The following is a 22,544-nucleotide window of genomic DNA, read 5'->3' as shown; positions in this document are numbered from 1 at the left end:
GCGGCGGAACCGTCGTCAACTGGTCTACACCAGCAGATGGGCGGTCGCCAAACCCCTGCCGTGGAGCCGAGCGGCCCGGAGGACGCGTCCATGAGTGCCGAGAGCGCCGACAGCACGGTCAGCCCCGGGCGGGAGCGGTGGAACGCTCTTTTCCAGGGGTTGCAGAAGATGGGCCGGAGCCTGCAGCTGCCGATCGCCGTGCTGCCGGCGGCGGGGATCCTCAACCGGCTGGGGCAGCCTGATGTGTTCGGCGACCAGGGCCTTGGCTGGACGGATGTCTCCAAGGTGATGAAGGGCGCGGGCGGTGCGCTGCTCGACGGGTCGGTGGGGCTTCCGCTGTTGTTCTGCGTCGGGGTGGCGATCGGGATGGCGAGGAAGGCGGACGGTTCGACGGCGCTGGCGGCGGTGGCGGGGTTCCTCGTCTATTACGGGGTGCTGCACCAGTTCCCGGAGGACTGCCCGGACGGCTCCAGGACTCTGCCGGGGATCGGCTGTCAGGTTAGCGACGGCTCGGTGTCGACGTTCACGTTCCAGAACCCCGGTGTCTTCGGCGGGATCGCGATGGGGCTGCTGGCGGCCTACTTCTGGGCCCGTTTCCACCGCACGAGACTGGTGGACTGGCTGGGCTTCTTCAACGGGCGTCGGCTGGTGCCGATCATCATGTCGTTCGTCGCGATCGTCTTCGCGGTGCTGTGCCTGTGGGTGTGGCCGCCGATCGGCGACGGGTTGGAGAGCTTCAGCCACTGGCTGCGGGACGCGGGTGCGTGGGGTGCGGGGGTGTTCGGGATCGCGAACCGGGCGCTGCTCGTCATCGGTCTGCACCAGTTCCTGAACGTGCCCATCTGGTTCCAGTTCGGCAGTTACACCACGCCCGGCGGCCAGACGGTGCACGGCGACATCAACATGTTCCTGGCGGGTGATCCGAGCGCGGGTCAGTTCACCTCGGGGTTCTTCCCGATCATGATGTTCGCGCTGCCGGCGGCCGCGCTCGCCATCACGCACTGCGCGAAGCCGCACCGGCGCAAGGAGATCGGCGGTCTGATGCTGTCGGTGGCGCTGACGTCGTTCGTCACGGGGATCACCGAGCCGATCGAGTACTCGTTCCTCTTCATCGCGCCGCTGCTGTACGCGGTGCACGCGGTGCTGACGGGGGTGTCGATGGCGGTGACGTGGGGTCTCGGTGTGCACGACGGGTTCAGTTTCTCGGCGGGGCTCATCGACTACGTCATCAACTGGAACCTGGCGACCAGGCCTTGGGCGATCGTCCCGATCGGCCTGTGCTTCGCGGCCGTCTACTACGTGATCTTCCGGTTCGCCATCACGAGGTTCGATCTGAAGACGCCGGGAAGGGAGCCGGAGGAGGAAGTGGAGGACGTCACCAAGGCTTGAGCGGATGGTCCCAGCACGGCGTACGAAGCGTAGTTCTCCGGTTGCGGAATTGACGGGTTCCTTATAACGCCACCATCGTGTACAACAGGTCTACACCACTGAGTGGTGTAGACCACCACCCGATGGAGGAAGTCTATGAGCACCGCCACCGTGCCCGCGGCGGCCCCCGCGAAGAAGCGGGGATCCGGGCTGTTCCAAGGCCTGCAGAAGGTAGGCCGCAGCCTCCAGCTCCCGATCGCCGTGCTGCCGGCGGCGGGGCTGCTGATGCGCCTGGGACAGCCCGACGTCCAGGCCAAGCTGCATCTCCCGGACGACGTGGCGAAGGTCTTCGCCGGGGCCGGCGGTGTTCTGTTCGACAGCTCGTTCGGGCTGCCGCTGCTGTTCTGCATAGGCGTGGCCATCGGCTTCGCGAAGAAGGCCGACGGCTCCACGGCACTCGCCGCGGTGGTCAGCTTCCTGACCTACTACGCGGTGGTCCACCAGTTCCCGATCAAGGACGGGCACGAGGGCGCCACCTACACGCCCGTCGCGCCCTTCGGCGGCTTCTGGCAGAAGGGTCACGAGGCCGCGACGGCCGCGACCTTCCAGAACCCGGGCGTGCTCGGCGGCATCATCCTCGGTCTGCTGACCGCGGTGCTGTGGCAGCGCTACCACCGCAAGCAGCTGGTGGCCTGGCTCGGCTTCTTCAACGGCCGCCGCCTGGTGCCGATCATCACGGCCGGTGTCGGTGTTGTGCTCGGCGTTCTGGTGGTCCTCGGCTGGCAGCCCATCGGTGATGTGATCACCGACTTCGGCAAGTGGATGACGGGTCTCGGCGCCTTCGGCGCGGCGCTGTTCGGTCTGATCAACCGCGCGCTGATCCCGATCGGCATGCACCAGTTCGTCAACTCCGTGGCGTGGTTCCAGATCGGCGACTACACCAACTCCGCCGGAACCGTCTTCCACGGCGACCTGCCGCGCTTCTTCGCCGGTGACCCGAGCGCCGGTATGTTCATGACCGGCTTCTTCCCGATCATGATGTTCGGCCTGCCCGCCGCCGCCCTGGCCATCGCGCACACCGCCCGGCCCGAGCGCCGCCAGGCCGTGATGGGCATGATGATGTCGCTGGCGCTGACCTCGTTCATCACGGGTGTGACCGAGCCCATCGAGTTCTCGTTCATGTTCATCGCCCCGCTGCTGTACGCGATCCACGCGGTGCTCACCGCTCTGTCGATGGCGGTGACCTGGGCCCTGGGCATGCACATGGGCTTCAGCTTCTCGGCCGGTCTGACCGACGTGTTCATCAACTGGGGCATCTCCACCAAGCCCTGGCTGCTGCTCCCCGTCGGCCTGGTGTTCGGAGCGATCTACTACTTCGTCTTCCGCTTCGCCATCATCAGGTTCAACCTCCCCACCCCGGGCCGCGAGCCCGAGGAGGAGGTCGAGGACCTCACGAAGGCGTGAGTCCCACCACGGTGTGACGAAGGCCCCGCAGCCGTCCTCGGCTGCGGGGCCTTCGTACTACGGGCCTGAACCCGGTGGTACGACGGTCAGATCACGTACGTCACCCTGGGCGCCGCGAGATCCACCGGGCCGTCGAAGACCTCGCGGGCGTCGGCGAGGTTGACGGCGGGGTCGGTCCACGGCGGGATGTGGGTGAGGACCAGCCGGCGGGCGCCGGCGCGGGCGGCGGTCTCGCCGGCCTCGCGGCCGTTGAGGTGCAGGTCCGGGATGTTCTCCTTGCCGTGCGTGAAGGCCGCCTCGCACAGGAACAGGTCGGTGTCCCGGGCCAGCTCCTCCAGCACCTGCGTGACGCCGGTGTCGCCCGAGTACGTCAGGGACGTCCCGGCGTGTTCGACGCGGATGGCGTACGCCTCCACGGGGTGGCGGACCCGCTCGGTGTGGACCGTGAAGGGGCCGAGGTCGAACGTGGACGGCTTGACCGTGTGGAAGTCGAAGACCTCGCTCATCGACGAGGCGGTGGGGGTGTCGGCGTAGGCCGTGGTGAGGCGGTGCTCGGTGCCCTCCGGGCCGTAGACCGGGATGGGGTCGCAGGGGCCGCCGTCGTGACGGTAGTAGCGCGCCACGAAGTAGGCGCACATGTCGATGCAGTGGTCGGCGTGCAGATGACTCAGGAAGATCGCGTCGAGGTCGTAGAGACCGCAGTGGCGCTGCAACTCGCCAAGGGCGCCGTTGCCCATGTCGAGGAGCAGCCGGAAGCCGTCGGCCTCGACGAGGTAGCTCGAACAGGCCGATTCCGCGGACGGAAACGACCCCGAGCAGCCGACGACGGTGAGCTTCATGAAGCAGAAACCTCCGTTGGCGGAACACCCGGAAGAACCGGGAACTGAAGTCGGAGAAATAGAGGTGAGCGGGGGTCGTGCGGTTTGTCGAGCGTAAGGCGCAAAAGGGCGGGTCGCTCCTCCGCCAGGGGCCGTTGTGGGCGAACTCACCTGTGGTGTCACCGGTTCGGATGGACCGGGGGCGTGTGAGGTTCGCGCAAGGGCGCGCGTCGATTATCTCGCGCCGGTAACGTCATCGTATGGACACGTCATGGTGGCTCGCGCTCGCGGCAGTCGTCCTGCTGGCGCTGGTCGCCACGCTCGTCGACGGATGGGGCCGGGGGCACCGCCCACGCGGGCACCGCACCCGCCCACCGGGGCATCCGCGCGGCACACGCGCACAGACCGGCCGGCCCCATCCGGGGGACATCTGGTGGGCCAATGTGCCCTACGAGGACGCCCCGGGCGCCAAGGACCGGCCCTGTCTGGTGCTGGCGGTGCGCGGCAACCACGCGACCGTCGCCAAGATCACCAGCAAGTACCACGACGAGCGGGCCGGGGTGATCCCGCTGCCGCCGGGCTCGGTCGGGGACGCCCAGGGCCGGCCGAGCTTCCTGCAGACGGACGAGCTGCGCGAGATCTCGGTGTGGGAGTTCCGGCGCCGGGTGGGCGTGGTCGACCCGGTGCTGTGGGACCAGGTGCGGCACCTGGCCCCCTGAGGGTCACTTCACCCTTACGGTGACCTGCCACTCCTGGATGCCCTTGCAGGAGACCTCGCCGGGCGCGGTGGGCTCGGCGCACAGCGGGCGGGACGAGCTGAGGGTGACGGTGCCGGCGGCGACCGCCCGGTAGACGGCGGAGGCGTCCCCTGGCTGGAGCACGATGCCGGCGTTGGCGGCCCGCAGCGCGGAGCCGCTCGCCTCGACCGCCTTCCAGGGGCGCTGCCGGGTGCCGTCGAGGGTGAGGCGGAGCTGTCCGCCGACCGCCACGCAGACCGTACGGCTGTTGTCGGCGGCGGTGAGCTCGGAGGTCAGGGGTGTGCAACTGCCCGGGGAGCCGGTCGCACTGGGGCTGGAGGGGGACGGCGAGGGGGACACCGTGCCGCTGCCCTTGTCGGTGCTCCCGCTCTGGGAGCCGCAGCCCGCCAGCAGGAGGATGGTCGCCGCGGCGAGCGATGCGCGGTGGACCGTCGTACGGCTCATGGGGTGTCCGCCTTTCCGTCGGGGAACGGAGCCCTTGGTGCCGATGTGACGTATCCCCCGTACATACGGATCCCGTCCCCGGACGGCTTCCGGGGACGGGATCCGGTCACTGCACGGGCGAGGTCAGCTGGTCGTGACGGCGGTGTCGTCGACGACGAAGCTGGTCTGCAGGGAGGAGTCCTCGACACCGCTGAACTTCAGGGTGACGGTCGAGCCCGCGTACGACGACAGGTCGAAGGACTTCTGGGTGTACCCGGTGGCCTTGTTGAGGTTGGAGTAGGTGGCCAGGGTGGTCGATCCGGCGGTGACCGTCAGCTTGTCGTACTGGCTGCTGGTGGTGGTCTCGGCGGTGTCGATGTGCAGGTAGAAGGTGAAGGTCGCCTTGCAGCCGGACGGGATCGTCACCGACTGGGAGAGCGTGTCGGTGTGGGTGGAGCCGTAGCCGTCGAGCCAGGCCTTGTAGGAGCCGGCGTGGGCCGCCTCGCCGGTGTCGTTGGTGATGACCCCGCTGCTGGCGGTCCAGGTGGTGTTGCCCGACTCGAAGCCCGGGTTGCCGAGCAGCTGGGCCGAGGTGCAGGTGCCGCCGCCGCTGGTGCTGACGGTCCAGGTGAAGGAGGCCGAGCCGGAGGCGCCGGTGGAGTCGGTCGCGGTGACGGTGACGCTGTAGGTGCCCGCGGTGGACGCCGTACCGGAGATCAGGCCGGTGGAGCTGGAGATGGACAGGCCGGTGGGCAGGCCGCTCGCGCTGTAGGTGAGGGTCGCGCCCGCGCTGTCGGAGGCCGAGATCTGCAGGCTGACCGAGCTGCCGGTGGCGGTGGACTGGCTGCCGGGGTTGGTGACGGTCACCGTGTTGCCGGTGCTGGTGCCGGAGGTGAAGGCGGCGGTGCCGTTGGGGGTGCCCCAGCCGGTCGGGCCGTCGTAGCCGGTGCCGGCGGTGCAGAAGTACGACGTCGAGCAGGAGCCGTTGTTGCCGCTGGTCACGTCGTACAGGTTGCTGGTGTGGGAGTACGGGTACTTCGCGGGGTAGTCACTCGACCCCGGGGTGCCCGCGAGGGCGTAGACGCCGGCGATGATCGGGGACGAGGCGCTGGTGCCGCCGTAGACCGCCCAGCCGGAGCCGCCGTAGGTGTCGTAGACGGCCACACCGGTGGCCGGGTCGGCGACCGCGGAGACGTCGGACTCCATGCGCTTGGTGCAGCCGGTGTCGGTCTGCCAGCTCGGCTTCGGGTCGTAGGAGGAGCAGCCGGAGCCGGTGCCCTCGGTGGAGCTGGTCTTCCACACGGACTCGGTCCAGCCGCGGGTGCCGGAGGAGGTGGACAGCGCGGTGCCGCCGACGGCGGTCACGTATTGGGAGGTCGCCGGGTACTCGGCGCCGTAGGCGCTGTCACCGGCGGAGACGGTGATCGCGACACCCGGGTGCTTGAAGTACGAGGTGTCCTCGCTGGTCTGGGAGGAGGACTCGGAGCCGCCCCAGCTGTTGGAGACGAACTTGGCGCCGAGCGCGACGGCCTCGTTCTCGGCGGTGCCGAGGTCGGAGTCGGTGGCCGAGTTGGCCTCGACGAGGATGATCTTGCAGTTCGGGCAGACCGCGCTGACCATGTCGATGTCGAGCGCTTCCTCGCCGGCCCAGCCGGAGTCGTTCGACGGCAGGGAAGTCGTCGAACCGGTCTGACTGACCTGCTTGAAGCAGCCGTTGGCGACCGTGCAGGCGGACAGGCCGTACTGCGAACGGTAAGTGGCCAGGTCGGAGGCCGCGTTGGGGTCGTTGTAGGCGTCGACCACGGCAACGGTCAGGCCGGAGCCGCCCGTTGAGGGCAGGTTGTAGGCGCTGTGCAGGTTGGCCGGGCTCAGGCCGGAGGGGGCGGCGGCGAGAGCGGCGGACAGCTGCTGCTTGATGTCGGTGCGGCGCTGCGCGAAGCAGGAGACCTGGCCGGCCTTGGTGGCGGTGGCGCAGAGGTGCTTGGTGGGCACCTTCTGGCCGGCCTTGCCGGTGCTGTGCACGGCCTGGCGGGCGGGGTCGGTGAGGGCCTTGGCGTTCTGGGTGACCTTGGTGGTCGCGTGGGGCGCCACGGCCGTGGGCTGGGCGGCCCCGGCGGTGGGTGCCGCGATGAATCCGGAGACGGCGAGGGCTAGGGCGGGGAAGGCGACGGCCAGGAGTCTTCGCAGGCTCCGTCGTGAATCACGCATGGGGTACTGCCTCCATCGGTGGGGTTACAAGGCAGGCCCGTGACGCGCGTAGCGGCGGCAGAGTGCGCAGTCATGAGCATGACATTCCGAACACCCTGCGATACCGAGGTGCATGGCATTAACAGGACGGAGGAGAAGCTAGTCGGATTCGGTGAAGCCCGGTCCCCCCGGAGGAAGATCTTTGCCCTGGCATGGACAGCGCTTAGCCCCCTCGTAGGAGGGGGTTGGCGCGTACATGATGAAGGCTATGCCCAGAGCTGACCCTGGAGGGTCTCGATGGCTTCCTCGGTCGTGGCGGCCGTGTAGACCCCGGTCGACAGGTACTTCCAGCCGCCGTCGGCGACGACGAACACGATGTCGGCGCTCTCGCCGGCCTGTACGGCCTTCTTGCCGACGCCGATCGCGGCGTGCAGCGCGGCGCCGGTGGAGACGCCCGCGAAGATGCCCTCCTGCTGGAGGAGTTCCCGGGTCCGGGTCACGGCGTCCGCCGAGCCCACCGAGTAGCGGGTGGTGAGCACGGAGGCGTCGTACAGCTCGGGTACGAAGCCCTCGTCGAGGTTCCTGAGCCCGTACACGAGGTCGTCGTATCGCGGTTCGGCGGCGACGATCCTGACGTCCGGCTTCTGCTCACGCAGATACCGGCCGACGCCCATGAGGGTGCCGGTGGTGCCGAGCCCGGCCACGAAGTGCGTGACGGAGGGAAGGTCGGCGAGGATCTCCGGACCGGTCGTCGCGTAGTGCGCCCCCGCGTTGTCCGGGTTGCCGTACTGGTAGAGCATCACCCAGTCCGGGTGCTCGGCGGCGATCTCCTTGGCCACCCGCACCGCGGTGTTGGAACCGCCGGCGGCCGGACTCGAAATGATCTCGGCGCCCCACATGCCCAGCAGGTCCCGGCGCTCCTGCGAGGTGTTCTCGGGCATCACGCACACCATGCGGTAGCCCTTGAGCTTGGCGGCCATGGCCAGCGAGATGCCCGTGTTGCCGGAGGTCGGCTCCAGGATGGTGCAGCCCGGGGTGAGCCGGCCGTCCTTCTCGGCCTGCTCGATCATGTGCAGGGCGGGACGGTCCTTGACCGAGCCGGTCGGGTTGCGGTCCTCCAGCTTGGCCCAGATCCGGACGCCGGCGGACGGCGAGAGCCGCGGCAGGCGCACCAGGGGCGTGTTGCCGACCGCGGCCAACGGGGAGTCGTAGCGCATGCCGATCTCAGGCCATACCGCCGGCGACGGCCGGCAGGATCGTGACCGTGTCGCCGTCGGTCAGCTTGGTCTCGATGCCGTCGACGAAACGGACGTCCTCGTCGTTCAGGTACACGTTGACGAAGCGGCGCAGCTTGCCGTCGTCCACGATGCGGGCGTGGATGCCCGGGTGCCGGGTCTCGAGGTCGGTGAGCAGCTCGGCGAGGGTGCCACCACTGCCGTCCACCGCCTTCTGACCGTCGGTGTACTGGCGGAGGATGGTCGGGATGCGGACCTCGATGGCCATGGCTCAGGGCTCCTGTCGGAAAGTCTGGGTGGGTGGGCGCGCAGCGGCACGCCGCGGCTCACGGCCGTACGGCGGCAGGGGACGTCAACAGATGGCGCTGTTCAGCCTGCACAGGTCGACGTGCAGCCGCGCCACGAGCATGCTGCCCGCCGCCTTGTCGCTCACGTCGTAGGAAACCATGGGGTCATCGTATCGATTCCCGGTGCGGATTCCGGAGTGTGATCCCACATCCCGGACGGTTTATGGCCGAGGGTTGAGACGCCCTCCAGCGACGCGGGGAACTCAGTACGCCTCGACGATCCTGACCTCCTCCTCCGTCACCTCGCCCTCCACGATCCGGAAGGAGCGGAACTGGAAGTCGCCGCCGCCGTCGGTGTCGGCTGTCGAGACCAGGACGTAGTGGGCGCCTGGCTCGTTCGCGTAGCTGATGTCCGTCCGGGACGGGTACGCCTCCGTCGCCGTGTGGGAGTGGTAGACGACCACCGGCTCCTCGTCGCGGTCGTCCATCTCGCGGTACAGCTTGAGGAGATCGCCGGAGTCGAACTCGTAGAATGTCGGCGACATCGCCGCGTTCAGCATCGGGATGAACCGCTCGGGGCGGTCCGAACCCGCCGCACCCGCGATGACGCCGCACGCCTCGTCGGGATGGTCCTTACGCGCGTGGGCGACGATCTGGTCGACGAGGGCCTGGGTGATGGTCAGCATGTGCGCCAGGATAAGCAGAGGGCCGCCCCGTACCGAAGGCTGGTACGGGGCGGCCCACATGCCGGACGTCCTGAGCGGCTGCCGCAGGGGGCGCCACGAGTGCTCCCTGCGGCGGGACGTCCGGAGGGGGTTGGTCAGCTCGCCTTCTCCAGCGGCGTCTGCTCGCGCCGCTCGGCGATCTCCGGGTTGCGGGACTTCAGGACCAGCCAGCCGACGCCGAGCGCGGCGGCCCAGCCGGCCATCACGTACAGGCAGATCCGGGAGTCGCCGTCGTAGGCGATCAGGCAGGTCACGAAGAGCAGGAACGCGATGGCGATCCAGCTGCACACCGCCCCGCCCGGCGCCGGGAAGGAGGACGCGGGCAGCCGGCCGGCGTCGACCGCGCGGCGGTAGAGGACATGGCTGATCAGGATCATCAGCCAGGTCCAGATGCCGGCCGCGGTGGCGACGGAGGTGACGTACCCGAACGCCTTCTCCGGGACGACGTAGTTGAGGACCACGCCGATGCCCATGAAGAGCACCGAGACGGTGATGCCGAGCGCCGGGGTCTTCGAAGCCGACAGCTTGCTGAAGACGGCCGGCGCCTCGCGGCTGTCGGCGAGGTTGCGCAGCATGCGGCCCGTGGAGTACATGCCGGAGTTGCAGGAGGACAGCGCGGCCGTGAGGACGACGAAGTTGACGATGCCGGCGCCCGCCGGGATGCCGATCTTCGCGAAGGCCGCGACGAAGGGCGAGACGCCCGGGGCGAACTCCGTCCACTTGACGACACACAGGATGACGGTGAGCGCGCCGACGTAGAACAGCGCGATCCGCCAGGGAAGCGTGTTGATCGCCTTGGGGAGGGTCTTCTCCGGGTTCTCGGACTCGCCGGCCGTGACGCCGACCAGCTCGACGGCGAGGTAGGCGAACATGACGCCCTGGAGGGTCATCAGGGAGGAGCCGACGCCCTTGGGGAAGAAGCCGTCGAACTGGTAGAGGTTCGCGACCGAAGCGGTGTCACCGGCGGCGCTGAAGCCGAAGGTGAGGACGCCGAGGCCGATCACGATCATGCCGATCAGGGCGGTGACCTTGACCATGGAGAACCAGAACTCCAGCTCTCCGAAGACCTTCACGGAGATCAGGTTGACCCCGAAGAGGATCACCAGGAAGACCAGGGCCGTCACCCACTGGGGGACGGACGGGAACCAGTAGTTGACGTAGATCGCGGCGGCCGTCAGTTCGGCCATGCCGGTGACGACCCACATCAGCCAGTACGTCCAGCCGGTGAAGTAGCCGAAGAACGGGCCGAGGAACTCCCGGGAGTACTCGGCGAAGGAGCCGGAGACCGGGCGGTACATGAGCAGTTCGCCGAGCGCCCGCATGATGAAGAAGATGATGCCGCCGGCGAGGGCGTACATGAGGATGAGGCTGGGCCCGGCCTTGGCGATGTTCGCCCCGGCACCCAGGAAGAGGCCGACGCCGATGGCGCCGCCGATGGCGATCATCTGGACCTGACGGCTGCCGAGTCCGCGCTCGTACCCCTCTTCCGAGGCTTCGGAGGACTGCTCCGACGTGTCGACCTGAGCGGAGGTCATGTGTGGTGTGCGCCTTTCTCCATGCCGACCCGGGCCTCTGGTCGGCCGCGGGTCGGGTTTCGATCCCCCCGGATTGCTGGAGTGGTGCCTGCCCGGCGGTTGCCGGTTCGGTGGCGCACCCGGACGTACACGTGGGTGGTGTTCGCCGGGCGGTCGTGAAGATTTATCACGGCCGCATTACTGATCACCGGGTTCCGGCGAGAGGGATTGTGGCGCACACCACTGGAAGAAGTGGACAAAGTGCGACCGAAGGGGTCATACCGGGCCACAACGGTGACTGGATCGTTATCCGGATTTGAGCGTCCTCTGAGCGAACGCGAAATCGGGACAAGTTACGGCATAAGGGTGGCCACCAGGGTCTCCTGGAGGCCGCCGAGCCACAGATAGGCCATCACCATCGGCTTGCGCGGGTCCTCGTCCGGGAGCCGGTAGAGCAGGTCCGTGTCGTCGTCGTCGGTGATGTCGAGGCGGGAGCCGATGGCGAGGCGCAGGTCGTTGAGGGCGCCGAGCCACTGCCGGGACTCCTCGGGCACCAGCTCGAGGACCGCGCCGCCCTCCCCCACCGGGGCCAGCGCGTCCAGGGAGCGGATCACCGCGAGGGCGCTCTCCCGCTTGCCGGCCCTGAGGTCGTTCTCGGTGTAGCGGCGGAACTCGGCCGAGTGGGCCTGCTGCTCCTCTGCCTGCTGCGCGGAGTCGGGCAGCCGCTCCGGGTCGCTGTAGGCGTCCGGGAAGAGCCGGCGCAGCACCGGGTCGGTGGGCGCCTCGCTCGGCCCCTCGGCGAACAGCTCGGCGAGCGGGTCGTCGGGGGCGTCCTCCGCGGGACCGGGGCCGATGAGCTCCAGAAGCTGGACGGCCAGCGTCCGGATGATGGAGATCTCGACGTCGTCGAGCGCGACGGCCGCGCCGCCGCCGGGGAGCGGTTCGAAGATTCCTGGCATGGAGGGGGTTCGCTGCTTCCGGTCCTGGTCGAGGAGTGTGGCTGCTTCCGGTCCTGCGGGCGGGGGATCATCTCCGGTCCTGCCGGCGGGGGGTCATTTCCGGTCCTGCTGGAGGGTGGCCCACAGGCCGTAGCCGTGCATCGCCTGCACGTCGCGCTCCATCTCCTCGCGGGTGCCGCTGGAGACGACCGCCCGGCCTTTGTGGTGCACGTCCAGCATGAGCTTGGTGGCCTTGTCCTTGGGATAGCCGAAGTACGTCTGGAAGACATACGTCACATAGCTCATGAGGTTGACGGGGTCGTTGTGCACGATCGTCACCCAGGGGACGTCGGGCTCGGGTACGGCGAAGACCTCCTCCGCCGACTCGGTGCGTTCGATCTCTACGGGAGCGGGTGACGTCACAAGGCCCATGCTGCCACGCACCCCACAAATCGTCACACTGACGAGATGGGGGTAGCATGCTTGCCATGAACACAGCGGACCTTGGGCTGCCGGTGGACGTTCCCTCGACGGCGCTCTTCACGGACCAGTACGAACTGACGATGCTGCAGGCCGCCCTGAAGGCGGGTACGGCCGAGCGGCGGAGTGTCTTCGAGGTCTTCACCCGGCGGCTGCCGGAGGGGCGCCGCTACGGCGTCGTGGCGGGCACCGGACGCGTCCTGGACGCGGTGGAGAACTTCCGGTTCGACCCGGACGTCCTCGGCTTCCTGGCGGAGCAGAAGATCGTTGACGAGCCCACCCTGCGCTGGCTCGCCGGCTACCGCTTCGGCGGCGACATCTGGGGCTACCCCGAGGGCGAGGTCTACTTCCCCGGCTCGCCGATCATGCGGGTGGAGGGCTCCTTCGCCGAGTGCGTGCTCCTGGAGACCGTGATCCTCTCCATCCTGAACCACGACTCGGCGATCGCGGCCGCCGCCTCCCGGATGTCCTCGGCCGCGGGCGACCGCCCGCTGATCGAGATGGGCGCCCGCCGCACCCACGAGCTGGCCGCCGTGGCCGCCGCCCGCGCCGCCTACGTCGGCGGTTTCGCGACCACCTCCGACCTGGCGGCCGGCTTCCGCTACGGCATCCCTACGGTGGGCACCTCCGCCCACGCCTTCACCCTGCTCCACGACCGCGAGCGCGACGCCTTCGAGGCCCAGGTCATCTCGCTCGGCCGGGGTACCACCCTGCTGGTCGACACCTACGACGTCGCCGAGGCGGTCCGTACGGCCGTCGAGGTGGCCGGCCCCGAGCTGGGCGCCGTCCGTATCGACTCCGGCGACCTGCTGCTGGTGGCCCATCGGGTGCGCCAGCAGCTGGACGAGCTGGGGGCGGTCAACACGAAGATCGTCGTGACGTCCGACCTCGACGAGTACGCCATCGCCTCCCTGGCCGCCGCCCCCGTGGACGCCTACGGCGTCGGCACCCAGCTGGTCACCGGCTCCGGGCACCCCACCTGCTCCATGGTCTACAAGCTGGTCGCCCGCGCCGAGTCCGCCGACCCCAAGGCTCGGCTGCTGCCGGTCGCCAAGAAGTCGTCCGGCGGCAAGACGTCGATCGGCGGCCGCAAGTGGGCCGCGCGGCGACTGGACGCCGACGGGGTGGCGGAGGCCGAGGTCGTCGGCACCGGGGAGGTGCCGGCCGGCCTGGTCGACCATCAGCTCCTGATCGAACTGGTCAAGTCCGGCGAGGTAGTGGCCCGCGAGCCCCTGGACGCGCCCCGCGCACGCCATGCGGCGGCCAGGGCCGGTCTGCCCCTCTCCGCGACCCAACTCTCCCGTGGGGAACCGGTCATTCCGACGGAGTACGTCCAGGGGCGCTCGGGTAGCTAGAGCGGGTGCCCGCGTACGCGCCCCGTAAGGCCCCCTCCCCTACGCCCCCGTAAGTCTCTACGCTCTGAGGTTCAGGCCGGGCCCGCACCCCTTCTTTCTGCGTCTCCCCCCTCGACAGACCCGATACCGAATGCGAAGGACACCGACCATGCGCCGCGCCTTGATCGTCGTCGATGTGCAGAACGACTTCTGCGAGGGAGGCAGCCTCGCGGTGGCGGGAGGTGCCGATGTGGCCGCCGCGGTCACGGAGCTGATCGGGCAGGCGCCCGCCGGCTACCGCCATGTGGTGGCGACCCGCGACCACCACATCGCGCCGGGCGGCCACTTCGCGGACAACCCCGACTACGTGCACAGCTGGCCGGCACACTGTGTCGCCGGCACGGAGGGCGTCGGCTTCCATCCGAACTTCGCCCCGGCGGTCGCCTCCGGCGCGGTGGACGCGGTGTTCAGCAAGGGGGCCTACTCGGCTGCCTACAGCGGTTTCGAGGGCGTCGACGAGAACGGCGTCAAGCTGGCGGACTGGCTGCGCGCCCGCAAGATCGACGAGGTGGACGTGGTGGGGGTCGCGACGGACCACTGCGTGCGGGCCACCGCCCTGGACGCCGTGAAGGAGGGCTTCCGCACCCAGGTCCTCCTGGACCTCACGGCAGGCGTGGCGGAGGGGACGACGGAACGGGCCCTGGAGGAGATGCGCGAGGCGGGCGTGGAGCTGACCGGCAAGCCGGTGGTTTAAGGGTCGCACGCGCCTTCGAGGGGATCACTGGTGCCCCGAGAGTCGCTCGCGCTTTCGGAGCCGCATATCGATTCAGCCCCGTGCCCCTGGGCCGGCCGCCGGGCCCGGCGCCGGTCACTTGCCGACCGGCTGTACCACCGCCGGTCTGCGCAGCAGCGACCTGATCGGTCTCCACAGCTCGGTCACCGTGACACCGTTGTCAGGGGCCGTTCGCCATATCAGGCCGTCGGGGTGGTGGAGTACGGCCGTGATCTCGTCCGGGGTCGGCGGGGCGGCGTTGCCCCGCAGGTAGACCGCTCGCATACCCAGGTTGCGGAGCCTGGTCAGGGCGCGGGCGCGGTTCTGGGCAACGACCAGTACCCGCACCCCGGCGGAGCCCTCGGCAAGGGCGGGGCTGGGCAGGTTCAGTGCCACCACCACGCTGCCGTTCGGCAGCTTGCAGAACCCTCCTGCGGCCATGCGGTCATACCCCCGTACGAGTAGGTGTCAATAAGAAAGCCACAGGACGCACCTAAACACGATCGGCGGCGACCCGCCAGGGGGTCACCGCCGATACGTCCCTGACCTGCGAAAACGCGAGTCACTTCCCCGCAGGGCCGATCCGGAGGGAGATCGTCGAGCCGTCAAGTGCCTCCGCGACGGCGTTGATCTTGGTGTGGGTGTCAGTGATCTTGGCACCACCGGCCGGGCGCGGACGACTGCCTGATCCTGGTCGCCAGGGCCGCCTTGTGGAGCGTGATCCCGTCGCTCGCGCAGAGGCTGAACGGCGAGTCGCAGGCCGGGAAGCCGCTTCCAGATCAACAGGCCGTTCTGGTACGGGTAGTGCTCCACCCGGTCCGGACGGGTCGTCGGGAAGCCGAAGTTGTACGGGCCGGTGCGAAGGACGCGCCGATGCGGGAGAAGCCGGACGCGGTCCAAGCGGCGTCCGCCGACTCGACGTTGGCGGAGAAGAGGCCGAACCGTCGGCCGTCACCGTGATCCTGTCGGCCGCGCCGCGCAGGCGCCCAGTGGGTACGACAGCTTGGTGTACGCGTCGACCGAACCGGCGAGCGCCGGCGTGCCGCTGCCGTCACGGGATGGCCTCGCCGTTCACCGTGCCGTACTCGTCGGGCAGGCAGGGATCGTGGCCGTACTCGTGGGCGTGGACGCCGAGTCCGCCGTTCTCCGGCCGCATGGTGTGGTCGCCGATCCAGACACCGACGTCGCCGACCCGGGTGCCGCCGCCCGCGGACTCGTCCTCGCCGGCGTGCACGAACTGGAAGTGGTCAACGTAGTCGTCGGGCTCGTCGAACTTCCCGTCGCCGTCGTAGTCGTAGCGGACTTGGACTATTCAACTGCACTGTGCGGAGCGCGGGTTCGCCTTACGGACACCGCGCTGTAAGCGGACCGCTGCCGGGACTCGCTCAACCGGCGCGCATATGCCTCCGGTTGCCCTATGCCATGCGACCGTGCGCCCCCTGTGCACCGGTACCGTGGGTTAGGTCACGCTTACCGGCCGTTCCGCTCGGGCATGCACGCGAATAGAGTCGAACGGTGGAACGTCCGGAAGCCGGAGAAAAGCAAGGCCGGCCCCCCGTCTCACCCCCACATCTTCCGAGGACACGATTGCCATGCCTCGTCCGACCCCGGCACAGCTCGTCTACGGTTCGTGCACCGTGATCTGCTCGACGCTCGCCATGCTGCTGCTGTCACAGACGAGTTCGGGCATCGGGATCGCGGTCATCGCGCTCGCCGCGCTCGGCCTGGGACTGCTGGTCGCCATGACGGTTCCGCTCCCCCGGCCGCGCGCGGTCGCATACTCCGAGCCCGCCCCGACCGCATCGCCCCAGGTGCGGGTCCCCGTACACCGGGAGACCGTGGCCGCCGCCACGGCCGAGCCCGTCCGGGAGCCCACCGCGCCCTGACGTACGCACACACGAGAAGTCGGCGGGTCCGTGAGACTGACGGACCCGCCGACTGCTTGACCATCAGTTCTTCGTACTGACCACGACCGTCTTCGCCGCCTTGTCGTGCAGCCCCTGCTTATACGGTTTGTCGAAGTAGCTCCAGCCGCCGCAGATGATCGTCCACACACAGGCACAGCAGAAGGCGAACGGCACCCACAGCACCAGGGCGCGCACCAGCGAGGTCTGCGCGGAGGGCGTGGAGCCGTTGTCCAGGTTGGCGACCCGCAGACCGAGCCACTTCTTGCCGAGGGTCTGCCCGGACTTGGCGGTGAGCAGGGTGTCGTATGCGACGAACAGGACGGCGGCGACCAGCGACTGCGCGAAGGACTTGCCGACCTCCATCTTGTCGCCGTTCACCTGGTACTCCCGCACCCCGAAGGCCCAGGTGAGCAACCAGACCACGATGAGCACCAGGACCATGTCGACGATCCTGGCCAGGGTGCGCTTGCCGCTGTCGGCGAGCGGCGGCATCCCGGCGAGCGGATCGGCGGGATAGCCACCGGCTCCGCCTCCTTCCCCGTAAGGGCCGCCTCCGCCGCCGTAGGGGCCACCGCCGCCCGCTCCGTAGGGACCGCCGCCACCGTAGGAGGGCGGCGGGGGCTGTGCGCCGCCGTACGGGGTGTCGTACGGCGAGCCCGGCCCCTGGCCCTCGTCCGGCGGGCCGGACGGGGGCTGCTTCCTGAACGGGTCGTCCTCCGGCGGCTGTCCGGAGCCCCGGGGCGGTTCGGTGCTCATGGCCCGAGTGGACCGCGAAGCGGCCGAGTCCGCATCCGGTGAGCGGCCGTACGGGGTACGACGCCCCGTCAGCCGGCGACGAAGGTGTGCGCCGCCTTGTCGTGCCAGCACTGGTGCCAGGGCCGGTCGAACAGGCACCAGGCGACGCCGACGATCCCGATGCCGAGCAGTCCGGGCACGGTGTACACCAGCCAGCGGCGCAGCGAGGCGCCGAACGCCGGGGGCTCGTGGCCCTCGATGTCCCGTACCTCCAGGCCGAGCAGCCTCTTGCCGAGCGTGCGACCCCACTTGGCGGTGGGCAGCACCTCGTAGAGGACGCCGACGAGGAGCAGGACGGCGAGCACGATCCCGAGGTAGAGGCCGGTCGTACCGTCGAGCAGCCAGACGGTCTCGGTACGGCCGGAGAGCCTGGCCGCGTCGATCTTGTCCTGCACGTGGCCGGCCGCCTGGCTGCCGAACGGTACGGCGGCCAGGGCGGTCACCGCGCCGACGACCAGGCTGTCGACGAGCCGCGCGGCGAACCGCTTGCCGAGCCCGGCGGGCCGGGCCGACGCCTGCCGCCGGGCGGCCGCCTGGAAGACGTCCTCCACCGGCGGCTTCCAGGGCGCGGCCTGCTGATCGCCCGCGAGCTGATGCACCTGCTGCGCCCAGGAGGACTGCCCACCACCGGGCCCGGAGGTCATGGGAGCGGCAGGCACGGCCGGCGCGGGCCGGGGCCCGGCGGACTGCGGGGGTACGGCGGGGGCGACGGCCTGGGGAGCGGCGGGAGCCGGGGGCGCGGCGGCGCGTTCCGCGGCGGCCTTTCCGGCGCCGAAGCCGGGGCGGCCGCCACCGGGGGCGCCGACCGGCCCCTGCGCGCCGAACCCGCCCGCACCGCCCGCACCGGACGCGCCGACGGGGCCCTGAGCGCCGTAGCCTCCCGGCCCCGCCGCACCCGGACCACCAGAGCCCGGCGCGCCGAACCCACCCGAACCCGCGCCCGCCGCACCGGAACCCTGTCCACCGGCCCCGGCACCGGCACCAGCGCCTTGGCCACCGAACCCACCGGCACCGGCACCCTGTCCACCGGCGCCTTGGCCACCCGCACCCGGGCCGCCGGATCCGGCCCCGCCGGGACCCGTACCGGCCCCGGCGGCACCCGAGTTCGGGGTGCCCTCGGCGCGGATCGGGCGGAAGGTCATCGTGCCGTCGTCCATGGGCGGTCGGGCGGCCGGCGGGGTGCCCGCGGGGCCCACCGTCGGCCTGCGGAAGATGAACGTGCCGCCGGAGTCGACGTCCCCCTGGTCCGCCGGCGGGATCGTCGCCGTGCCGTCCGTGCGGGACGACTGGCCGTCCGGCTGGGGCGGGGAGCCCGCCGCCCGGGGGTCGGTGCCCCAGGCGCCCCCCTCGGCCGTCCAGCCGGAGGCACCCGGCTGCGGGTCCTCGTCGAAGAAGTGCGGGCCGGTCTCCTCGACGGCGGGGCTCGCAGGGCGGGAGCCGGGCGGCGGGGCGAGCGGTTCGCCGTCGGACGGGGCCGGGCGGCTGGTGCCCGGCACCCACGCGGCGCCGTTCCAGTAACGGACGTAGCCGGGGATGGACGGGTCCGGGTAGTAGCCCTCGCGGGGCCGTTCGTCACCGGGTGCCGGGGTAGGGGCGGTCATGTCCGTCATCCCGTATCTGCTCGGGGGTCGTGTGGGAGGCTCCACATCTATCAGACGCGCGTGCCCACCACCGCCAGTCCCGCAGGACCCGCCCCTTTCCGGGCACCCTGTGCACCCCCTTCACCGCACCGGGGAAAAATTTCCCGGAACCCGCGTAATGCTCGCGGCCCCCGCCCCTCTCCACTCGTACGGGCCCGTCCACACGCCCGTACGACCGACCGAGAGGAAACGAACGTCATGCATCAAACCGTGGTGGAGCGCGAACTGGAGTTGCGGTTCATCCTGTCCCCCGAGCGGAGCATCCCGGTCCCGGCCCGGCTCGCCTACCGCTCCGACGACCCGTACGCCGTCCATGTCGGCTTCCACATCAACTCGGAGTCCCCGGTCCACTGGACCTTCGCCCGCGACCTCCTGGTGGAGGGGGTGTTCCGGGCGTGCGGGCACGGGGACGTGCGGGTGTGGCCGGCCAAGGCGGAGGGCCGCAGCGTCGTGCTGATGGCGCTGAGTTCACCCGACGGAGACGCCCTCCTGGAGGCGCCGACCGCCCAGGTGTCCGCCTGGCTGGAGCGGACGCTGCGGGTGGTGCCCCCGGGGACTGAGGGCGGCCGGCTGGGGATCGACGACGCGCTCGACCAGCTGCTCGCCCAGTGAGGTCCCGGACGGACAGGATGTATGGGCCGTATGGGCCGTATGGGCCGTATGGGGTCAGAACAGCTTGCCGGGGTTGAGGATGCCCAGCGGGTCGAAGGCGTCCTTCACGGCCCGCTGCATCTCCACGCCCACCGGCCCGATCTCCCGGGCCAGCCACTCCTTCTTCAGTACGCCGACGCCGTGTTCGCCGGTGATGGTGCCGCCGAGCTCCAGTCCGAGGGCCATGATCTCGTCGAAGGACTCGCGGGCGCGGCGGCACTCGTCGGGGTCCTGCGCGTCGAAGCAGACCGTGGGGTGCGTGTTGCCGTCGCCCGCGTGGGCGACGACCCCGATGGTCAGCCGGTGCTTCTCCGCGATGCGCTCGACCCCTTCGATCATGTCGCCGAGCCGCGAGCGGGGCACGCACACGTCGTCGATCATCGTGGTGCCCTTGACGGCCTCCAGGGCGACGAGCGAGGTCCGGCGGGCCTGGAGGAGGAGTTCGGACTCGGCGGCGTCGTCGGCCGGGACCACCTGGGTGGCGCCCGCTTCCTCGCACAGCGCGCCGAGGGCGGCGAGGTCGACGGCCGGGGCCGGGGTGTCGAAGGCAGCCAGGAGCAGGGCCTCGGTCGTCTCCGGCAGGCCCATGTGGGTGAGTTCGTTGACCGCTTTCACGGTCGTACGGTCCATCAGTTCGAGGAGGGACGGTGCGTGGCCGCCGGCCATGATCCGGCACACCGCGTCGCAGGCGGCGGTCGCGGAGCCGAACTCGGCGGCCAGCACCAGCTGCTGCGGCGGCTTGGGCTTCAGGGCCAGGACGGCCCGTACGACGACGCCGAGCGAGCCCTCGGAGCCGACGAACAGCCGGGCGAGGTCGTACCCGGCGACACCCTTCGCCGTGCGCCGGCCGGTGGACATCAGCCGCCCGTCGGCGAGGACGACGTCCAGGCCCAGGACGTATTCGGCGGTCACCCCGTACTTCACACAGCACAGCCCGCCCGACGCCGTGCCGATGTTGCCGCCGATCGTGCACATCTCCCAGCTGGAGGGGTCCGGCGGGTAGTAGAGGCCGTGTTCCTCGACCGCGCGGGAGAGGGTGGCGTTGATGACGCCGGGTTCGACCACGGCGATGCGGTCGACCGGCGAGATCTCCAGGATGCGGTCCATCTTGGTCAGGGACAGCACGATGCAGCCGTCGGTGGCGTTGGCGGCGCCGGACAGGCCGGTGCGGGCGCCCTGCGGGACGACCGGGACGCGAAGCTCGGTGGCGGTGCGCAGGATGTGCTGCACCTGCTCGACCGTGCGCGGCAGTACGACGACGGCCGGGGCGCCGGCCGGGCAGAAGCTCGCCATGTCGTTGGCGTAGGAGGTGGTCACATCGGGATCCACGAGAACCGCGTCGGCCGGCAGGCCAGTGAGGAGCCGGTCGGTGAGGTTGCCGGTGGTCTCGTCCCGAGGCGCTTCGATACGGCTCACGATCACAGCGTCGCACCCGGGGGCCATCGGTGTGAACCCCACAGGTGCCCTCCTTGGGCCGCCCGGACGCTGTCGTCGTATTGACGCACAGTATGCGGCATGTGCGCGCTCGATAACCGACAGTCAGGGCCCACCACCTCGTTGCTCACGGAGCCGGGGCCGCCACGTCGTCGGAGCCGGGTGCTGCGGCGGCTGCTGGTCGTCGCGCTGGCGGGCGGCGCGGTGGCCGGCGGGGCGCTGATGCTGTGGCCGCACAAGCCGGAGCCGCACCGCGCCACACCGCCCCCGGCGGCCGGGCCCGGGGCCCAGGCGAAGGCCCGGGCCGCGGCACAGGCGGCGACGCAGACGGCCGTCGTCAACGGCCTGCCCGCCGCGCTGCCCGACCTCACCACGCTCATCGGCGCACGCGAGAGCCGGGTGCGGGCACAGCCGAAGGACGCGCGGGCCTGGGCGGTGCTCGGGGCCGCGTACGTCGAGCGGGCGCACCGGACCGCCGACACGGCCGACTATCCCCGGGCCGAGCGTGCCCTGCGGACCTCCCTCCAGGTGGCAGGCAAGGGCAACACCGACGCGCTGGCCGGTCTCGCCGCACTGGCGAACGCCCGCCGGGACTTCCCCACGGCCAAGCGGTTCGGTGAGGAGGCGCTGAAGGCGGCGCCGAAGCGGTGGTCGACGTATCCGGCGCTGATCGACGCCTACAACGGGCTCGGCGACTACAAGGCGGCCCGGTCCGCGCTCGACAAGCTGATGGCGCTGAAGGTCGGGGCGGCCGTGAAGCCGGCCGTCAAGGCACGGGCCTCGGCCGTGTACCGGGACCGGGGCTGGCGCGAGGACGCGGTGGCGCAGGTGACGGATGCGGCGGCGGCCGCCGGGTCCCCCGCCGAGCAGGCCGCGTATCTGACCCAGGCCGGACAGCTGGCCTGGGAGCGGGGCGAACGGGACGACGCGCTACAGCACTTCAAGGCGGCCGTACGCCTTGACCCCGACCAGTCGGCGGCGCGGGCCGGACAGGGGCGGGCGCTGGCCGCGCTGGGCCGCACACAGGAGGCGCTGACCGCGTACCAGGGGGCCCTCGCGCACCGGCCGACTCCGCAGGTCGCCCTGGAACTGGCCGAGTTGTACGAGTCGCTGGGGATGGGGCGGCGGGCGGAAACGCAGTACGCGCTGCTGCGGACGCAGGTGCGGCGGGAGCTGGGCGCCGGGGTCGACGACGAGCTGCTGATCGGGCAGTACGAGACGGACCACGGGGATGTCGAGGAGGCGGTGCAGCGGCTGACGGACGAGTGGGAGCGGCAGCCGGGCATCGAGGTCGCGGACGCGCTCGGGTGGGCGCTGCACCGGGCCGGCGACGACACGGAGGCGCTGCACTACGCCTCGATCGCGACGGACTCGACGAAGGGCGGCGGGGTCCGCAGCGCGCCGTACGCCTTCCACCGGGGCATGATCGAACGCGACCTGGACCTGGACGCCCAGGCCCGCCGTCACCTCCAGGACGCCCTGCGCATCAACCCGTACTTCTCCCCGCTCCAGGCCCCGGTGGCCCGAGCCACCCTGGCCACCCTGGGCGACCAGCCACCGAACGAGGAGGCCCCGCAGTGAGGCACCGACAGCCGGGCACCGCCGAAATCCACCGTCGCGGCGGAAGGAAGGGGGCAGCGGGGAGCGACGGGGAGCGATGACGACCGAGGTCAATTCCTTTCCGTCGCAACGGTGCCCGGCCATGACAGCGGCAGCCGGGCACCGCCGTCACAGCGGAGCGAACTGACGGACGTCGTTTTCTCTCCGCCGCAACGGCGCACGGCCACGACAGCGGCACCCGGGGGTGCCGGACC

Annotated in this window: 22 protein-coding genes and 1 pseudogene; 8 read left to right on the top strand and 15 right to left on the bottom strand. The window is 70.5% G+C overall.

Annotated elements, in window-relative coordinates; translation table 11 throughout:
- The first annotated feature begins 90 nt into the window (after positions 1-90).
- Positions 91-1,389, top strand: coding sequence for a PTS transporter subunit EIIC (locus ABTY98_RS12895; protein ID WP_352220923.1), 1,299 nt, complete (start codon positions 91-93; stop codon positions 1,387-1,389).
- Between the two features lie 135 nt (positions 1,390-1,524).
- The gene (locus tag ABTY98_RS12890) at positions 1,525-2,832 is read left to right on the top strand and encodes a PTS transporter subunit EIIC (protein ID WP_352220922.1); all 1,308 of its coding nucleotides are present in this window, start codon (positions 1,525-1,527) and stop codon (positions 2,830-2,832) included.
- Between the two features lie 86 nt (positions 2,833-2,918).
- Here ABTY98_RS12890 and ABTY98_RS12885 read toward each other — a convergent pair whose 3' ends face one another.
- Positions 2,919-3,671: an MBL fold metallo-hydrolase gene (locus ABTY98_RS12885; protein ID WP_352220921.1), complete on the bottom strand. Its 753-nt coding sequence runs from the start codon at positions 3,669-3,671 to the stop codon at positions 2,919-2,921.
- A gap of 239 nt (positions 3,672-3,910) precedes the next feature.
- On the opposite strand from ABTY98_RS12885, the gene ABTY98_RS12880 reads away from it, so the two are divergent.
- A complete protein-coding gene (locus ABTY98_RS12880) occupies positions 3,911-4,369 on the top strand; it encodes a type II toxin-antitoxin system PemK/MazF family toxin (RefSeq protein ID WP_352220920.1) in 459 nt (152 codons plus the stop codon).
- 3 nt (positions 4,370-4,372) lie between these two features.
- Here the strand turns inward: ABTY98_RS12880 and ABTY98_RS12875 are convergent, their stop codons facing one another.
- The 9 genes from ABTY98_RS12875 to clpS form a co-directional block, all read right to left on the bottom strand.
- Positions 4,373-4,852, bottom strand: a complete 480-nt coding sequence (locus ABTY98_RS12875; protein ID WP_352220919.1) for a hypothetical protein — start codon at positions 4,850-4,852, stop codon at positions 4,373-4,375.
- A 123-nt stretch (positions 4,853-4,975) separates the two neighbouring features.
- Complete coding sequence (locus ABTY98_RS12870) at positions 4,976-7,039, bottom strand: putative Ig domain-containing protein (protein ID WP_352220918.1); 2,064 nt, start codon at positions 7,037-7,039, stop codon at positions 4,976-4,978.
- A 245-nt stretch (positions 7,040-7,284) separates the two neighbouring features.
- On the bottom strand, positions 7,285-8,235 hold the full coding sequence (locus ABTY98_RS12865; protein ID WP_352220917.1) for a PLP-dependent cysteine synthase family protein: 951 nt from the start codon (positions 8,233-8,235) through the stop codon (positions 7,285-7,287).
- Positions 8,236-8,242: 7 nt separating this feature from the next.
- On the bottom strand, positions 8,243-8,521 hold the full coding sequence (locus ABTY98_RS12860) for a MoaD/ThiS family protein (protein WP_352220916.1): 279 nt from the start codon (positions 8,519-8,521) through the stop codon (positions 8,243-8,245).
- A gap of 84 nt (positions 8,522-8,605) precedes the next feature.
- Positions 8,606-8,701 (bottom strand): putative leader peptide, encoded by a 96-nt coding sequence (locus tag ABTY98_RS12855; RefSeq protein WP_352220915.1) that lies wholly within the window; start codon positions 8,699-8,701, stop codon positions 8,606-8,608.
- Between the two features lie 102 nt (positions 8,702-8,803).
- A complete protein-coding gene (locus tag ABTY98_RS12850; protein ID WP_352220914.1) occupies positions 8,804-9,226 on the bottom strand; it encodes a M67 family metallopeptidase in 423 nt (140 codons plus the stop codon).
- A gap of 134 nt (positions 9,227-9,360) precedes the next feature.
- Entirely contained in the window at positions 9,361-10,800 is a 1,440-nt protein-coding gene (locus tag ABTY98_RS12845; protein WP_352220913.1) for an amino acid permease, read from the bottom strand.
- 332 nt (positions 10,801-11,132) lie between these two features.
- A complete protein-coding gene (locus ABTY98_RS12840) occupies positions 11,133-11,738 on the bottom strand; it encodes a DUF2017 domain-containing protein (protein WP_352220912.1) in 606 nt (201 codons plus the stop codon).
- 93 nt (positions 11,739-11,831) lie between these two features.
- Complete coding sequence (gene clpS, locus ABTY98_RS12835) at positions 11,832-12,149, bottom strand: ATP-dependent Clp protease adapter ClpS (protein ID WP_352220911.1); 318 nt, start codon at positions 12,147-12,149, stop codon at positions 11,832-11,834.
- Positions 12,150-12,205: 56 nt separating this feature from the next.
- On the opposite strand from clpS, the gene ABTY98_RS12830 reads away from it, so the two are divergent.
- Together ABTY98_RS12830 and ABTY98_RS12825 are read left to right on the top strand one after the other, a co-directional pair.
- Positions 12,206-13,552 (top strand): nicotinate phosphoribosyltransferase, encoded by a 1,347-nt coding sequence (locus tag ABTY98_RS12830; RefSeq protein ID WP_352220910.1) that lies wholly within the window; start codon positions 12,206-12,208, stop codon positions 13,550-13,552.
- A gap of 148 nt (positions 13,553-13,700) precedes the next feature.
- Positions 13,701-14,285: an isochorismatase family protein gene (locus ABTY98_RS12825; protein WP_352220909.1), complete on the top strand. Its 585-nt coding sequence runs from the start codon at positions 13,701-13,703 to the stop codon at positions 14,283-14,285.
- A 114-nt stretch (positions 14,286-14,399) separates the two neighbouring features.
- On the opposite strand, the gene ABTY98_RS12820 is transcribed toward ABTY98_RS12825, so the two are convergent.
- Entirely contained in the window at positions 14,400-14,744 is a 345-nt protein-coding gene (locus tag ABTY98_RS12820) for a hypothetical protein (protein WP_352220908.1), read from the bottom strand.
- A gap of 330 nt (positions 14,745-15,074) precedes the next feature.
- Positions 15,075-15,603, bottom strand: a pseudogene (locus tag ABTY98_RS12815) (immune inhibitor A domain-containing protein); the annotation flags it as partial.
- 292 nt (positions 15,604-15,895) lie between these two features.
- On the opposite strand from ABTY98_RS12815, the gene ABTY98_RS12810 reads away from it, so the two are divergent.
- On the top strand, positions 15,896-16,189 hold the full coding sequence (locus tag ABTY98_RS12810; RefSeq protein WP_352220907.1) for a hypothetical protein: 294 nt from the start codon (positions 15,896-15,898) through the stop codon (positions 16,187-16,189).
- Positions 16,190-16,252: 63 nt separating this feature from the next.
- Here the strand turns inward: ABTY98_RS12810 and ABTY98_RS12805 are convergent, their stop codons facing one another.
- Positions 16,253-16,966, bottom strand: coding sequence for an RDD family protein (locus ABTY98_RS12805; RefSeq protein ID WP_352220906.1), 714 nt, complete (start codon positions 16,964-16,966; stop codon positions 16,253-16,255).
- Positions 16,967-17,034: 68 nt separating this feature from the next.
- Positions 17,035-18,606, bottom strand: a complete 1,572-nt coding sequence (locus ABTY98_RS12800; RefSeq protein WP_352220905.1) for an RDD family protein — start codon at positions 18,604-18,606, stop codon at positions 17,035-17,037.
- 237 nt (positions 18,607-18,843) lie between these two features.
- Between ABTY98_RS12800 and ABTY98_RS12795 the strand changes: the two genes are divergently transcribed.
- A complete protein-coding gene (locus tag ABTY98_RS12795) occupies positions 18,844-19,257 on the top strand; it encodes an SsgA family sporulation/cell division regulator (RefSeq protein WP_352220904.1) in 414 nt (137 codons plus the stop codon).
- A gap of 54 nt (positions 19,258-19,311) precedes the next feature.
- On the opposite strand, the gene ABTY98_RS12790 is transcribed toward ABTY98_RS12795, so the two are convergent.
- Positions 19,312-20,718, bottom strand: coding sequence for an FAD-binding oxidoreductase (locus ABTY98_RS12790; RefSeq protein ID WP_352221052.1), 1,407 nt, complete (start codon positions 20,716-20,718; stop codon positions 19,312-19,314).
- 93 nt (positions 20,719-20,811) lie between these two features.
- Between ABTY98_RS12790 and ABTY98_RS12785 the strand changes: the two genes are divergently transcribed.
- A complete protein-coding gene (locus ABTY98_RS12785; protein ID WP_352220903.1) occupies positions 20,812-22,311 on the top strand; it encodes a tetratricopeptide repeat protein in 1,500 nt (499 codons plus the stop codon).
- The last annotated feature ends 233 nt before the right edge of the window (positions 22,312-22,544 follow it).

Origin of the sequence: Streptomyces sp. NPDC096040 (assembly GCF_040303265.1) — a bacterium.
Taxonomy (GTDB): domain Bacteria; phylum Actinomycetota; class Actinomycetes; order Streptomycetales; family Streptomycetaceae; genus Streptomyces.
The sequence above is the reverse complement of the archived record's forward strand: the minus strand, read 5'-3'. Positions and strand labels throughout refer to the sequence as shown.

Excerpts from the sequence above, each read along its gene's own strand:
- ABTY98_RS12895 (WP_352220923.1), top strand. The coding sequence starts at position 91 with ATGAGTGCCGAGAGCGCCGACAGCACGGTCAGCCCCGGGCGGGAGCGG.
- ABTY98_RS12890 (WP_352220922.1), top strand. The coding sequence starts at position 1,525 with ATGAGCACCGCCACCGTGCCCGCGGCGGCCCCCGCGAAGAAGCGGGGA.
- ABTY98_RS12885 (WP_352220921.1), bottom strand. The coding sequence starts at position 3,671 with ATGAAGCTCACCGTCGTCGGCTGCTCGGGGTCGTTTCCGTCCGCGGAA.
- ABTY98_RS12880 (WP_352220920.1), top strand. The coding sequence starts at position 3,911 with ATGGACACGTCATGGTGGCTCGCGCTCGCGGCAGTCGTCCTGCTGGCG.
- ABTY98_RS12875 (WP_352220919.1), bottom strand. The coding sequence starts at position 4,852 with ATGAGCCGTACGACGGTCCACCGCGCATCGCTCGCCGCGGCGACCATC.
- ABTY98_RS12870 (WP_352220918.1), bottom strand. The coding sequence starts at position 7,039 with ATGCGTGATTCACGACGGAGCCTGCGAAGACTCCTGGCCGTCGCCTTC.
- ABTY98_RS12865 (WP_352220917.1), bottom strand. The coding sequence starts at position 8,235 with ATGCGCTACGACTCCCCGTTGGCCGCGGTCGGCAACACGCCCCTGGTG.
- ABTY98_RS12860 (WP_352220916.1), bottom strand. The coding sequence starts at position 8,521 with ATGGCCATCGAGGTCCGCATCCCGACCATCCTCCGCCAGTACACCGAC.
- ABTY98_RS12855 (WP_352220915.1), bottom strand. The coding sequence starts at position 8,701 with ATGGTTTCCTACGACGTGAGCGACAAGGCGGCGGGCAGCATGCTCGTG.
- ABTY98_RS12850 (WP_352220914.1), bottom strand. The coding sequence starts at position 9,226 with ATGCTGACCATCACCCAGGCCCTCGTCGACCAGATCGTCGCCCACGCG.
- ABTY98_RS12845 (WP_352220913.1), bottom strand. The coding sequence starts at position 10,800 with ATGACCTCCGCTCAGGTCGACACGTCGGAGCAGTCCTCCGAAGCCTCG.
- ABTY98_RS12840 (WP_352220912.1), bottom strand. The coding sequence starts at position 11,738 with ATGCCAGGAATCTTCGAACCGCTCCCCGGCGGCGGCGCGGCCGTCGCG.
- clpS (WP_352220911.1), bottom strand. The coding sequence starts at position 12,149 with ATGGGCCTTGTGACGTCACCCGCTCCCGTAGAGATCGAACGCACCGAG.
- ABTY98_RS12830 (WP_352220910.1), top strand. The coding sequence starts at position 12,206 with ATGAACACAGCGGACCTTGGGCTGCCGGTGGACGTTCCCTCGACGGCG.
- ABTY98_RS12825 (WP_352220909.1), top strand. The coding sequence starts at position 13,701 with ATGCGCCGCGCCTTGATCGTCGTCGATGTGCAGAACGACTTCTGCGAG.
- ABTY98_RS12820 (WP_352220908.1), bottom strand. The coding sequence starts at position 14,744 with ATGGCCGCAGGAGGGTTCTGCAAGCTGCCGAACGGCAGCGTGGTGGTG.
- ABTY98_RS12810 (WP_352220907.1), top strand. The coding sequence starts at position 15,896 with ATGCCTCGTCCGACCCCGGCACAGCTCGTCTACGGTTCGTGCACCGTG.
- ABTY98_RS12805 (WP_352220906.1), bottom strand. The coding sequence starts at position 16,966 with ATGAGCACCGAACCGCCCCGGGGCTCCGGACAGCCGCCGGAGGACGAC.
- ABTY98_RS12800 (WP_352220905.1), bottom strand. The coding sequence starts at position 18,606 with ATGACCGCCCCTACCCCGGCACCCGGTGACGAACGGCCCCGCGAGGGC.
- ABTY98_RS12795 (WP_352220904.1), top strand. The coding sequence starts at position 18,844 with ATGCATCAAACCGTGGTGGAGCGCGAACTGGAGTTGCGGTTCATCCTG.
- ABTY98_RS12785 (WP_352220903.1), top strand. The coding sequence starts at position 20,812 with ATGTGCGCGCTCGATAACCGACAGTCAGGGCCCACCACCTCGTTGCTC.